This is a genomic window from Paenibacillus diazotrophicus (assembly GCF_042610465.1).
The window spans coordinates 1,400,220-1,413,070 of sequence record NZ_JBGJZN010000001.1; the positions used below are offsets into that span (position 1 = coordinate 1,400,220).

Consider the following 12,851-nt stretch of genomic DNA (forward strand, 5'->3'; position numbering starts at 1 on the left):
ATAAATAATTTTCTTGATACAAAATATAGTGAACTTCTGGCCTAAATCATTTTCAAAACAGGTACATTCGGGTAATGTTAAAGGTGCATCCTATTCTTAGAAGGTGGTGATGATTTGGCCAATAATTCAGCAACAGTTAACCTCCCGTCATCCGATGATATTTATTTGTTCCATGAGGGCACGAATTATCGCAGCTATTCGATGCTGGGCGCGCACATTGCCGCTGAAGAAGGAATACCGGGCGTACGCTTTACCGTGTGGGCTCCTCATGCGACATATGTAGGATTGGCTGGTAATCATAACGGCTGGGATGGAACCGAAGACGTGGACTCGTTATTTAAGATACCCGATTCAGGATTTTGGAGTCGTTTTTTTCCGGAGATGAAAGCGGGAACTTTTTACAAATACAGGATTGTCGCTTCAGACGGGTCAAGCTTCCTCAAAGCAGACCCCTATGCCTTCCAAGCAGAAGTGCGTCCAGCTACAGCATCCATTGTTGCAGAATTGGGTGGGTACTCCTGGGGAGACGCTGCTTGGCGGCGGCGGAGTAAGGCGCCTTATCAGACACCGCTGAATATTTACGAAATGCATTTTGGAACCTGGCGCCAGAAGGAAGACGGTGAGCTGTACACATATCGCGAGATGAGCGAGCTGTTAATTCCTTATTTGGTGGAAATGAATTATACCCATGTAGAGTTCATGCCTCTGGCTGAACATCCATATGATCTGTCCTGGGGATATCAGGGCACAGGATATTTTGCTGCGACCAGCCGTTATGGGGAACCGCAGGATCTGATGTTTCTCATTGACCAGCTGCATCAGGCAGGAATTGGTGTACTGCTGGACTGGGTTCCTGCTCATTTTGCCAAAGATGCCCACGGCCTTAGAATGTTCGACGGGTCACCGCTGTTTGAATATGCTGATCCGATGCTGGCAGAGAAGCCAGGTTGGGGCACACTTTCTTTTGATTTCAGCAAACCTGAAATTTCATCTTTTCTGATATCGAATGCTTTGTTCTGGTTCGAGATGTACCATATTGACGGGATGCGTGTTGATGCAGTCACCAGTATGCTCAGACTTGATTTCGAAAAGAAAAATCATGAGTATCGCAGAAATGAAAACGGCGGACTGGAGAATCTGGATGCCATCCGGTTTATTCAACAGCTCAACAAGACCATATTCCAGTATTATCCGAAAGCATTGATGATGGCAGAGGAGTCCAGCGCCTGGCCGGGGGTTACCGCTCCGGTGCATGAGGGAGGTCTGGGCTTCAACTACAAATGGAACATGGGCTGGATGAATGACACACTGGGCTACATAGAACATGATTTCGGGGCGAGACCCTATTATCATAATTTGTTGACCTTTCCCATCTGTTATGCCTATGCCGAGAATTATACGCTCCCTCTGTCCCACGACGAGGTGGTGCATGGCAAGAAGTCTCTGCTGGATAAAATGCCAGGAACGTATGAGCAGAAATTCGCAGGTCTTCGCCTGCTCCTGGGTTACCACATCAGTCATCCGGGTAAAAAACTGCTGTTCATGGGTGGAGAATTCGGCCAATTCATCGAATGGAAGGATCAGGATCAGCTCGACTGGTTGCTGCTGGATTATGACAGCCACCGCCGCATGCTGGCCTTCACGGCTGCACTTAATAAGCTCTATGTTACCGAGAGGGCACTATGGGAGCTGGATCATGACATGGAAGGGTATCAATGGATTGATGCCGACGACAGCAGCCAGAGCATTGTTTCCTATATTCGCCGTGGTAAAAAGCCGGTTGATACCTTGCTGATTATTATCAACTTTCAACCGGTGGAGCGGCAATTGTACCGGATTGGAGTTCCGCGTCCTGGTACGTATGAAGAGCTGTTCAGCTCGGAGAATACGGAATTCGGGGGAAGCGGTGTGCACAATGGTCCGATGAAAAGCACCAAACACGAATGGCACAATCAGGTGAACAGCATCGAATTAACCATTCCTCCGCTCAGTTTCCTGGTACTCAAGAAAGCAGGCAGGAAATCAATAAAATAATAGGGTTCGCAGCTCATACACAAAAGGGGGATATCGAAATATGAAGGTTTTATTCGCTGCAGCCGAAGCGCATCCGTTTATCAAAACGGGAGGGCTGGCCGATGTCATAGGAGCGTTGCCCAAAGCACTGAAGAGTGCGGGAGTGGATGTCCGTGTGATTTTGCCTAAATACCGGGGGATTCCGGAGAAATTTGTTTCACAAATGGAACATGTGGCTGAATTGAGCGTACCGATCGGCTGGCGCAATCAATATTGTGGTATTGAACGGTTGATATATGATGGCATTCCAATATATTTTGTGGATAACGAATATTATTTTGGGCGGGACGGCATTTACGGCTATATGGATGATGGTGAACGTTTTGCCTACTTTAACCGCGCAGTTCTGGAGTGCCTTGAAATCATTGATTTTCAGCCGGATGTGCTGCATTGTCATGACTGGCATGCTGCTGTGATTCCGATGCTGCTCCAGGGTCATTACCGCCACAATCCGTTCTACAAGGATATTCGTACAGTGTTTACCATTCATAATCTGCTATATCAAGGGGTATTCCCTTATTCGGTGCTTGGTGAATTACTGGGTCTTGATGATAGCTACTTCCTCGGGGTTGAGTATTACGGGAACGTGAATTATATGAAAGCAGGGATTGTCTACAGCGATCATATCACTACGGTCAGTCCGACTTATTCTGAAGAAATCCGCACTGCGTATTATGGATATGGACTGGATGGACTGCTCAACTCACGGGCAGACAGCCTCAGCGGAATCGTCAACGGCATTGACACCAAGATCTATAATCCGGCCAGTGATCCGCAAATATACACCCGGTATCGTTCCAATCTAGCCAAAAAAGCCGAAAATAAGCTCGCCTTGCAGCAGGAGCTGGGACTTCCGGTAGCGCCCTATATTCCGATGGTTGCGATGGTTACCCGCTTGGTCGACTCCAAAGGTCTGGATCTCCTAACCCGGGTAATGGATGAGCTGCTCTATTATGATGATATCCAGTTCGTACTGCTGGGTACAGGGGATGAAGTCTATGAACGCTGGTTCCGTGAAGCACAGTGGCGTTATCCGACCAAGCTGTCCTCACAAATCCTGTTCAATGATGCATTGTCCCGCAAAATCTATGCGGCAAGCGACCTGTTCCTCATGCCTTCCAAGTTCGAGCCTTGCGGAATCGGCCAATTGCTGGCCCTGCGATATGGAAGTATTCCAGTAGTCCGCGAGACAGGCGGGTTGAACGACACGGTACATGCATACAATGAAGACACGGGAGAAGGCAACGGATTCACCTTCAAAGATTACAACGCTCATGACATGATGTACACCATCCGCCGGGCGGTATCGTTCTATCAGAAACCGGAGCACTGGAAAAAAGTGACGAAAAACGCTTTTGCCGGTGACTATAGCTGGAATGTATCGGCTCAGCAGTATATTGATATTTATAACCGTATTCTGGAGTAGATCAGAAGCAACTTATAGTAAAAAGGACGTTTTGCAGATCTTATTGATCTTTGCAAAACGTCCTTTGTTTGTTACGGGAAGGGTTTCGGTGACGATTCTAAATAATTAACTCAAGTTCCGGCTGAGAATCCGGTATCCGTATGGATCGAGCGAGATATGCATCATCCCATCTTCCGGGGCGACCGGCTCGCCGGTGAGCGCATCCTGCCAGTCGTCGGTTTCCATAGGATGGCTAAGAACACGGGATTCCGGAGAATTATTCATCCATACGGTAAAATGAATGACATCATCCGAGCGTTCATAGACGATACAGGAGTCATTCTCACACGCCTGCAAAATGCGGAAACGGCCTTCACGCAGCGCCTTGTTCGTTTTACGAAGGGTAATCATCATCCGGTAAAAGTCATACAGTTCACGGTCCTGCTTATTTGGATCCCATTCCATGCATTTACGGCAGTCCGGGTCCTCGTTACCGGTAAGGCCGATTTCGTCGCCATAATAGATGCAGGGAGTACCCATAAAAGTAAAAAGAAATACAACAGCCAGCTTAAGTCTCCGCTTGTCTTCGTTTAATACGGTCAAGAGCCGGGGAGTATCATGGCTGCCGAGCAGGTTGAAGACTACTTCATTCGTCTGCTGCGGATAACGCATTAACAGGGCCCCTATCCTGTGACCAAAAGTAATACCATCCATCCCCCCATTGAAGAACTCCAGTACCGTACCCGAAAATGGATAATTCATAACGGAATCAAACTGGTCGCCAAGCAGCCAGGTTAGCGAGTCGCTCCATACTTCGCCCACAATATAAGCTTCCGGGTTGGCTGCTTTAACGACCTTACGGAAATCGCGCCAGAAATGGTGATCCACTTCATTGGCCACATCCAGCCGCCAGCCATCCACCTTTATTTCCTTGATCCAATATTCAGCCACTTCGAGTAGATAGGTCTTCACTTCGTGATTGGCGGTATTAAATTTCGGCATGTTGCCAAAAAAACCGAAAGTGTCATACGTGGGAATACCGTCGACAGTTTCGGCCGGGAAGGAGTTCAGGTGGAACCAATCTTTGTATACCGAATACTCCCCCTTCTCCAGAACATCCTGAAACGGCGGGAACTTGTCACTGCAGTGGTTGAAGACAGCATCTAACATGACGCGGATACCCCTTTGGTGACATTCCTCAACTACGGTTTTGAGCAGCTCATTATCGCCGAAATGGGGATCAACCTTCTTATAATCGACGATGTCATATTTGTGGTTGGAGGGGGAGACGAAGAGGGGGGTGAAGTAGACCGCATTGATCCCGAGCTCCTGCAGATCATCTAGATGATCCAGCACCCCTTGCAGATCTCCACCAAAAAAATTATTCAGTTTCGGCGTTCCGCCCCATGATTCTGTACCCTCTGGATCATTCGAAGGATCACCGTTGGCGAACCGTTCCGTCATAATCTGGTAGAACACCGCATCTTTGGCCCATTTTGGAACCTGAAACAGATCGATTTGGTGTATGTAGGGGAACTCATAGAAGTGATTGGGCGGTTGCGGGCATTCCGAGCGGACCCCATTGTCAAGCAAATATACATTTTCGCTGCCTTTACTCACACGGAAAGTGTAGCTGAGACGTTTATATTTAGGCCGTACCGCCGCTTCCCAGTAATCGAACATATCGTCCGAGGCCGCTTTTTCCATCATGATATCGTAAGAAGTAGCTTTCCAGTTGTATTTGTCCCCGGTAAGCGCGACTACACAGTCCACATCATCACGCTTGGTGCGAACACGCAGATGTATAGTCTTTGCATCGTAGGCATAAGCCCACTTGTCGCGGGGAACATGGTACATAGCCTCAACCAGCATGATTGCACCTCCTAAAAGTTTTATGGAGCCTAATGCTTTGTGAGCATAACATTGATCTAACGAATAGAATTTGCTTAACTAGCATAAGTTTAAGGTCGTAGGCTATGAAGTTAATACCACCCGCAGAGTCTGCATGAACCATTCCGGTTATTCCGGGAGCAATTGGAGATAGTACATAGTATATACTTCTTTTAACAGCATGTGCAAAATGGCGGGAAGACCAAGCGCTGCTGCTCTTTTTTTTCTGTACAATTTACAAGCATTGTCACAAATTTGTCTTTGCATATTCATGCGTAGTGATTTATAATAAATCGGTCAATGGGACAGCTAAGAGAAAACTTAAAGAGAATAGGGGAGATACAGAGTATGAATAAATGGGGCAAACTTTCACTCGGAATGCTGCTGGTAGCAGGTCTGATGACCGGCTGCGGCAACAATAACAAAGACAATAATGCAACTACTGGCAATAGTGCGAATGCAGGTAATAGTGCTGCTGCCAAGACACTTACCCTAGGAACCAGTGCGGACTTTCCTCCATATGAATTCCATAAAGTAGTGGATGGCAAAGATACCATCGTTGGTTTTGATATCGAGATCGCTAAGGATATTGCGGCTGATATGGGTGCGGAGCTGGTAATCAAGGATCTGTCCTTCGATTCCCTCCTTAATGAACTGTCCAGCGGCAGAATAGACATGGTTATCTCCGGACTCAGTCCAACCCCTGAGCGTGCCAAGGCAGTAGGGCTGTCTGATATTTATTATAAAGCAGAGCAGGCAGTGGTTGTGCGGGATACCGACAAAGACAAATTCGCGACCATGGATTCCCTGAAAGGCATCAAGCTGGGGGTACAGACCGGATCCATCCAGGAAGACATCGCCAAAGGCATTGAAGGCGCACAACTGACTTCCTTGAGTAAAATTTCCGAAATCGTGCTGCAGCTGCAATCTAACCGTGTGGATGCATCCATTATGGAAGGGCCTGTTGCTGAAGCTTTCGTGAAGAATGTTAAAGGCCTGGCCATTACTGCCGCCAAACCAGTGGTTGAAGATGATGGTTATGTTATTGGCGTTAAAAAAGGAAACGACGAGCTTCTGAAACAAATTAACACCACACTGACCCGGTTGAAATCTGAAGGCAAGATTGACAAGTATGTTGCTGCTGCCAGCGACCTTGCCGTGAAATAATGTTTTGGGCTGTTTTAGAAGGGTAACATTAGCCGCCCCTGCAGGTTTCTGCGGGGGAAGGTTTAATAATTAGAGTGGAGATGAAAATGGCGGTGATCCGCTGTTTTCTATTTTTTTGCAGACAGGAGGTTATGCCAAAAATGAATGTATTCGATATGGCTTATGAGTACCGCAATTTTTTTCTTTCCGGTTTGAAGTACACACTGCTGCTGGCTGTGCTGGGGGTATTCTTCGGTTTTGTGCTTGGTATTGTAGTTTCCTTGTTACGTATGTCCAAATGGTGGATCCTGCGTTTCATTGCGACAGCATGGGTCGAATTCTTGCGTGGTACACCAATGCTGGTTCAGCTGTTTTTGATCCATTACGGGCTACCAGAGTTTGGCATTGAGTTTTCGCCGATACAATCCGGAGCCATAACATTGACCATTAACAGCTCCGCTTATCTGGCTGAGATTTTCCGTGCCGGCATACAGGGAGTAGACCGTGGACAAGTTGAAGCGGCCCGTTCGCTCGGGATGCGGCAAGGGATGACGATGCGGTATATTGTCTTGCCCCAGGCCATCAAGAATGTGCTGCCTGCAATCGGCAATGAGTTCATCACGATTATTAAGGAATCTTCCATTGTTTCAATGATAGGGGTCGCCGATCTGCTGTTTGAAGCGAGATCCGTTACGACTATAAGCTATGAAGGACTGAGTCCTTTGCTGGTAATTGCTGCGATGTACTTTATTCTGACATTTACGTTGTCTAAGATCCTTGGTTTATTGGAAAGGAGGTTAAGAACAGGTGATCACCGTTAAGAACCTGCAAAAAAGCTTCGGCAAGCTGGAAATCCTGAAGGGCATTGACCTGCAGATTCAAAAAGGGGAGGTCGTCGTCGTTATCGGCCCTAGCGGATCGGGCAAAAGCACCTTTTTACGCTGTCTGAATCTGCTGGAGCAGCCTACAGGCGGAGAAATCACCTTTGAAGGTGAATCGATTACGGATAAGAAACATGATATCAATGTGACCCGGGAAAAAATGGGTATGGTCTTTCAGCAGTTTAACCTGTTTCCGCACAAAACCGTGCTGCAGAATATTATGCTGGCTCCCGTAAAAGTGAGAAAGCAATCCGCTTCAGAAGCGGAAAAAATTGCTACTGAACTGCTGCGCACTGTGGGTCTTGCAGACAAACGCGATGCTTACCCGTCCCAGCTATCCGGTGGACAAAAGCAGCGGATTGCCATCGCGCGGGCACTCGCCATGCAGCCGCATGTGATGCTGTTCGACGAGCCGACCTCGGCACTTGATCCTGAGATGGTCGGTGAGGTTCTGGAAGTCATGAAGAAGCTGGCTGAAGATGGCATGACCATGGTAATCGTTACCCATGAAATGGGTTTTGCCCGCGAAGTAGGTGACCGTATCTTGTTCATGGACGGCGGAGTGATTGTGGAAGAAGGCGAGCCGTCACAAGTATTCGGCAATCCGCAGCATGACCGGACGAAGGATTTCCTGAGTAAAGTCCTATAGTACAGCACCACACGGCCCCGGAACTCTATCCGGCGGCCGTTTATTTTTGGTTCGCGGCGGAATGGGTGATATAGTATACATAAATGGCCAATCAACTTGAAAAGGAGTACATACAGATGAGAGATGACCTTTGCCGGATTGGCATTATTGATATTGGTTCTAACTCCATTCGCCTCGTGATCTATGATACGACGCAGGAAGGAGGCTACAAAATCATCAAAGAGTGCAAGTACTCCGCGCGTCTGAGTGAAAAAATCACTAAGGACGGCAGGCTGGAGCGCAAGGACATGGATACCATTGTGCCTGTCCTCCACCAATTCAAGGAGATTTGCAGCGCTTTTGAAGTCGATAAAATCCGTGCCGGCGCCACTGCAGCTATTCGCAACGCGGCAAATTCTGAAGAAATTATCTCCTACCTTTCGGAGGCAACGGGGATTCAAATTGAAGTAGTCAGCGGACATCAGGAGGCTTATTTCGGATTTTTGGGTGTTATTAATGCCTTTGATGTTCAGGATGGCTTTGTCATTGACATCGGAGGCGGAAGCACGGAGATCACCCTATTCCGGGAACGTCGTTATCAGCATAGTATTTCTTTTCCGTTTGGAGCGGTCAATACCAATCTGATGTTTAGCCATAATGGCAATTGGAACGGAGAGCAGGTACGTAAACTTCAGGCCTATGTAACCGGGAGATTGGTGGAACATGACTGGTTGAACAGCGGTCCGGGTCTTCCGCTGTATGGACTTGGAGGAACCCTGCGTTCTCTGGGGAAGCTGGACCAGAAGATGCAGGATTATTCTCTTCCGAATTCCCACGGCTATACGTTGTCCAGTGAGACCATAGATCAATTTATGGAGACGCTGCCCTCCATTCCATATGAGAAGCGTAAGGATTTGGACGGACTGTCCAAGAGCCGGGGGGATATTATCGTCTCGGGGCTGATTATTTTCCACACGGTTTTCCATTATATTGGTGCCAGCCAGGCATTGATCAGTGGAGAAGGACTTCGTGAAGGGATGCTGCATGACCTGCTCGAACCGGAGCAGCCTGTGCGTGAGAGTGCGCTGGAATTCAGTCTCAATACGATCATTCGTTTTGATATCCGAACATCGAAACGGCATCTGGATCACATCTACAAGCTGGCTCTAAGCCTCTTTGACGCTTTTAGTGCAGAAGGGGAACGGGATGAGCAACGGATGCTGATCTACGTCTCAATCATGCTGCATCGGACGGGTTCCAATATCAACTATTATCAATCCAAGCGGCATACACGTTACTGGCTGATGAACTCTCCGATCCGCGGATTAACGCACCGTCAATTGATTCTGGGAGCCTTGATAGCTTCCTACAGCACAAAAAGCCGGAAGCAGAAATTGTCCCTGATCCACAAGGACATTTTGCTGGCTTCCGACGAGGAGTGGATTCATAAGCTTGGCGCACTCGTCCAGTTAAGCATTGCACTGGATAGTACTGAGATTGGTATTGTAAGCGGACTAGAAGCCCGCCTCCACGGCAATACGCTTGATCTGGAACTGCAGGGAGCGGGCGAGCTTCTGATCGGATTAGAGGACATTGAGAATGCCCTCAAAACGTTCAGGAATGTTTGGGGATTGAAGGTAAAACTCGGCTTCCCTTCCAACGCGTAACATCCATAGCGGCGAACTGGCTCCGGAAAGGGGCCTTTTTGTCGTCTGCACGCTCGTAATACCCATTCGGCTGCAGGAAACTGGACTTTACATTATCCTTAAGCGTCAGATCTAGGATCTTGACAATTTGTTTACGGATTTGGTTGTCTTTTACCGGACACATCAGCTCAATACGCCGGGTTAGATTGCGTGTCATCCAATCAGCACTAGACAAGTAGACCTCAGGGCTGCCACCGTTCTCGAAGTAATAGATCCGGGAATGTTCCAGGAAACGGTCCACGATGCTGCGTACCGTAATGCGTTCGCTAAGGCCTTCAATCCCTGGACGCAGGCAGCATACCCCGCGCACAATCAGATCAATCGGTACACCAGCCTGGGCTGCGCTGTACAGATTATCAATAACCTCTTGATTGGAGAGGGAATTCATTTTGGCAATGATCCGGGATGGCCGTCCGGCGGCGGCATGCTCAGCTTCGCGCAGAATCAGTTTTTGCAGCGAAAGGCTCATATTGGTCGGTGCGACGATGAAGGAATTCCAGTCATAATTGGCGGAATAACCTGTCATCTGGTTGAAAAGCTCGGAAGCATCCAGACCGATCTCGTTGTTGGCAGTGAACAAACTGAGGTCTGTGTAAGCTTTAGCTGTGCTGTCATTATAGTTCCCTGTTCCGACATGAACATAACGGCGCAGTTCCAGCCCTTCCTGGCGGACAATCAGCGTAATCTTGGCATGGGTCTTGAGTCCAACCAGCCCGTATACCACATGGCAGCCCGATTGCTCAAGCTTGCGCGCCCAGGCGATATTGCGCTCTTCGTCGAAACGTGCCTTCAGCTCTACAACTACAGTGACCTGTTTACCCGACTCCGCGGCATTGGCCAGTGCTGTTATGAGTGGAGAGTTACCGCTGACGCGGTACAACGTCATTTTGATGGCCATGACCTGCTCGTCCTCTGAAGCCTGAATAATAAAATCGGTCATGGCATCAAAGGATTCATAAGGGTGATACACTAATACATCGCGTTCCCGGAGCACCTCAAAGAAATCCTCGTTCTCATCGAATTCAGCAGGATAGAGCGGTTCGATAGGAGCATCATGCAGATAGCTGAATCCCTTTAGGCTGCCGGCAAAGCCGCGCAGGAATCCTAGGTCCAGCGGGCCTTCAACCTCAAACACGAAATCTTCAAGCTCGAATTCAGCCTGCAGCTGCTCCAGTGCATAAGGGTGAATCCCTTTTTGAACCTCCAGACGGGCGGGGACACCTCTCCGACGTTTGCGAAGCTCTTTTTCTATCTCTTCCAGCAGGTCTTCCGCACCTTCTTCATCAATGGTGAGGTCAGAATTACGTGTTAAGCGGAATTCACTAACAGCCACGGGATCATAACCGCTGAACAAAGTCTGGATATGATGACGGATAACATCTTCAATAAATACAAACTGCCGTTTCTTGCTGTTGGAACGGTGGGGAAGGGGAATACATCTTGGCAGATTGGAAGGAATCTGCAGAATTGCAAAGTAAGGGTCCTCTTCCAGACTATCCTTCCGCGTCAGCACAACCGCAAGATAGATGAACTGGCTGTGAACGAGAGGGAATGGGCGGCTCTGGTCAACAGCCATTGGCGTCAGTACGGGGAAAATAATATCCCGGTAATATTGTTCAATCGAGAGCTCCTGAGCCTGTGTCAGGTCCTCGTAATTTACAAACACGATACCTTCCTTATGCAGACTGCGGGAGATATCCCGGAATGTCCTGTATTGGTCGGCAACGATCTTAGTAACCCGTTTGATAAGACGCTTATAAAGGCCGGAAGGGGTGTAACCGGTAAAATCTTTTTTGGTATAGCCTGCCCGGATCTGATCTTGAATCCCCGCAACTCGGACACTGATGAATTCATCCAGATTACTGGAGACAATCGCCAAGAACTTGGCCCGCTCCATTAGAGGGTTATCTGCATCCTGTGCTTCCTGAAGTACGCGCCGGTTAAATTCGATCCAGCTTAAATCACGGTTCAGATAGGCTGTAGCCGGGCTGGTATGGATGTTTTTTTTCTCTTCTGTATTCACGTTCATAGACCCTCCAAGTGCTTCAATGTCTTTATCTTCTCTCATTCTACTATTTGCCAAAGAGAGAAATGTTAAATCTGTGTAAAATTTATGCGAAAATGTTCAGGAGATGCAACAAAACAATGAATTTTGGGATGCTTTTATTAAATTAATATTAATTTTAAATCAAATGATAACGCTTCAAAATTCCATTTCTGTAAAAGTGGTAACAATTTCATAAGCATTGGTTACAAAATTGTGATATATTAATATCTGTTAGTTTTACAAACACCAGGGCATAAGCAAACATACATACGTCCGGAGTTATTTTGAAGCAGCGTGAACGGGATTTCCCGGATCTGACTGCGCCACTAATGAAGGAGGAACTCATGAAGATCAAATTCAGAGCCGTTGCAGCTCTCGCTGCAGCCTTAAGTATCAGCACACTGATTCAAGCCGCACCCGTCCAGGCAGACAGTATACATATCGCAGGTAATACTACTACCTATTATACTCTATCTAATCATTACGGTATAAGCATGGATAAGATAATGGAGGCTAACCCCAATATTTCAGCGGGTAATATTTACCCTGGCCTCAGGCTATCGATCCCCGGCATTCTCAAAGCACAGAATGTTGCAGTTGCTGAACCCATAACTAAAGAATCCACAGGGACTTCACTTTTAAGTGTGGAGCCGCAGACGAATACTGTTCAAGCTTGGGGCAAAGTCTACAGCTACGGTAAAGTACTTCAGGTAAAAGCAACGGCATATTCTTCTGCAATCAGCGAGAATGGCAAATGGGGTGCCGTTGACTACTTTGGCAATCCGCTGAAGCTGGGCACGATCGCTGTGGATCCAAGCGTGATCCCGCTGGGAACCAAAGTCTTAGTAACCGGATATTCTCATCCTGGGTTACCTAAACAGGCATTTCTTGCCACTGCAACCGACATGGGAAGCGCGATCAAAGGGAATCGGATAGATATCTTTATCCCGGGCAGTCAAAGCTTTGTCGCAGATTTCGGTTTCCAATATGTGCAGCTCTATATGATTGAATAGATCTAAGACTCAGAAGGAAACGAACCATGCCGAATCAGGCAGGCTTCGTTTCTTTTTTTTGT

At 47.7% G+C, this 12,851-nt stretch carries 9 protein-coding genes; 7 read left to right on the forward strand and 2 right to left on the reverse strand.

Features of this window, described 5'->3' with window-relative positions:
• The first annotated feature begins 114 nt into the window (after positions 1-114).
• Complete coding sequence (gene glgB / locus ACAN54_RS06365; protein ID WP_379151952.1) at positions 115-2,034, forward strand: 1,4-alpha-glucan branching protein GlgB; 1,920 nt, start codon at positions 115-117, stop codon at positions 2,032-2,034.
• 40 nt (positions 2,035-2,074) lie between these two features.
• A complete protein-coding gene (gene glgA / locus ACAN54_RS06370) occupies positions 2,075-3,499 on the forward strand; it encodes a glycogen synthase GlgA (protein WP_379151955.1) in 1,425 nt (474 codons plus the stop codon).
• A gap of 105 nt (positions 3,500-3,604) precedes the next feature.
• Here glgA and ACAN54_RS06375 read toward each other — a convergent pair whose 3' ends face one another.
• On the reverse strand, positions 3,605-5,350 hold the full coding sequence (locus tag ACAN54_RS06375) for an alpha-glycosidase (protein ID WP_379151958.1): 1,746 nt from the start codon (positions 5,348-5,350) through the stop codon (positions 3,605-3,607).
• Positions 5,351-5,716: 366 nt separating this feature from the next.
• Here ACAN54_RS06375 and ACAN54_RS06380 point away from each other — a divergent pair, with 366 nt between their 5' ends.
• The 4 genes from ACAN54_RS06380 (at position 5,717) to ACAN54_RS06395 (ending at position 9,690) form a co-directional block, all read left to right on the forward strand.
• Positions 5,717-6,535, forward strand: coding sequence for a transporter substrate-binding domain-containing protein (locus ACAN54_RS06380; protein WP_379151962.1), 819 nt, complete (start codon positions 5,717-5,719; stop codon positions 6,533-6,535).
• 140 nt (positions 6,536-6,675) lie between these two features.
• Positions 6,676-7,335, forward strand: a complete 660-nt coding sequence (locus ACAN54_RS06385; protein WP_379151965.1) for an amino acid ABC transporter permease — start codon at positions 6,676-6,678, stop codon at positions 7,333-7,335.
• Positions 7,322-8,044: an amino acid ABC transporter ATP-binding protein gene (locus ACAN54_RS06390; protein ID WP_379151967.1), complete on the forward strand. Its 723-nt coding sequence runs from the start codon at positions 7,322-7,324 to the stop codon at positions 8,042-8,044. Before ACAN54_RS06385 ends, ACAN54_RS06390 begins: the two co-directional genes overlap by 14 nt.
• A gap of 116 nt (positions 8,045-8,160) precedes the next feature.
• A complete protein-coding gene (locus ACAN54_RS06395; RefSeq protein ID WP_379151970.1) occupies positions 8,161-9,690 on the forward strand; it encodes a Ppx/GppA phosphatase family protein in 1,530 nt (509 codons plus the stop codon).
• Here the strand turns inward: ACAN54_RS06395 and ppk1 are convergent.
• Complete coding sequence (gene ppk1 / locus ACAN54_RS06400) at positions 9,638-11,758, reverse strand: polyphosphate kinase 1 (protein WP_379154109.1); 2,121 nt, start codon at positions 11,756-11,758, stop codon at positions 9,638-9,640. The genes ACAN54_RS06395 and ppk1 overlap by 53 nt on opposite strands.
• Positions 11,759-12,120: 362 nt before the next feature.
• Here ppk1 and ACAN54_RS06405 point away from each other — a divergent pair, with 362 nt between their 5' ends.
• The gene (locus tag ACAN54_RS06405; RefSeq protein ID WP_379151973.1) at positions 12,121-12,789 is read left to right on the forward strand and encodes a 3D domain-containing protein; all 669 of its coding nucleotides are present in this window, start codon (positions 12,121-12,123) and stop codon (positions 12,787-12,789) included.
• Positions 12,790-12,851 lie beyond the last annotated feature (62 nt).

Bases quoted from the DNA above. Each gene is read 5' to 3' on its own strand.
- glgA (WP_379151955.1), top strand. From the start codon at position 2,075: ATGAAGGTTTTATTCGCTGCAGCCGAAGCGCATCCGTTTATCAAAACG.
- ACAN54_RS06375 (WP_379151958.1), bottom strand. From the start codon at position 5,350: ATGCTGGTTGAGGCTATGTACCATGTTCCCCGCGACAAGTGGGCTTAT.
- ACAN54_RS06380 (WP_379151962.1), top strand. From the start codon at position 5,717: ATGAATAAATGGGGCAAACTTTCACTCGGAATGCTGCTGGTAGCAGGT.
- ACAN54_RS06385 (WP_379151965.1), top strand. From the start codon at position 6,676: ATGAATGTATTCGATATGGCTTATGAGTACCGCAATTTTTTTCTTTCC.
- ACAN54_RS06395 (WP_379151970.1), top strand. From the start codon at position 8,161: ATGAGAGATGACCTTTGCCGGATTGGCATTATTGATATTGGTTCTAAC.
- ppk1 (WP_379154109.1), bottom strand. From the start codon at position 11,758: ATGAACGTGAATACAGAAGAGAAAAAAAACATCCATACCAGCCCGGCT.
- ACAN54_RS06405 (WP_379151973.1), top strand. From the start codon at position 12,121: ATGAAGATCAAATTCAGAGCCGTTGCAGCTCTCGCTGCAGCCTTAAGT.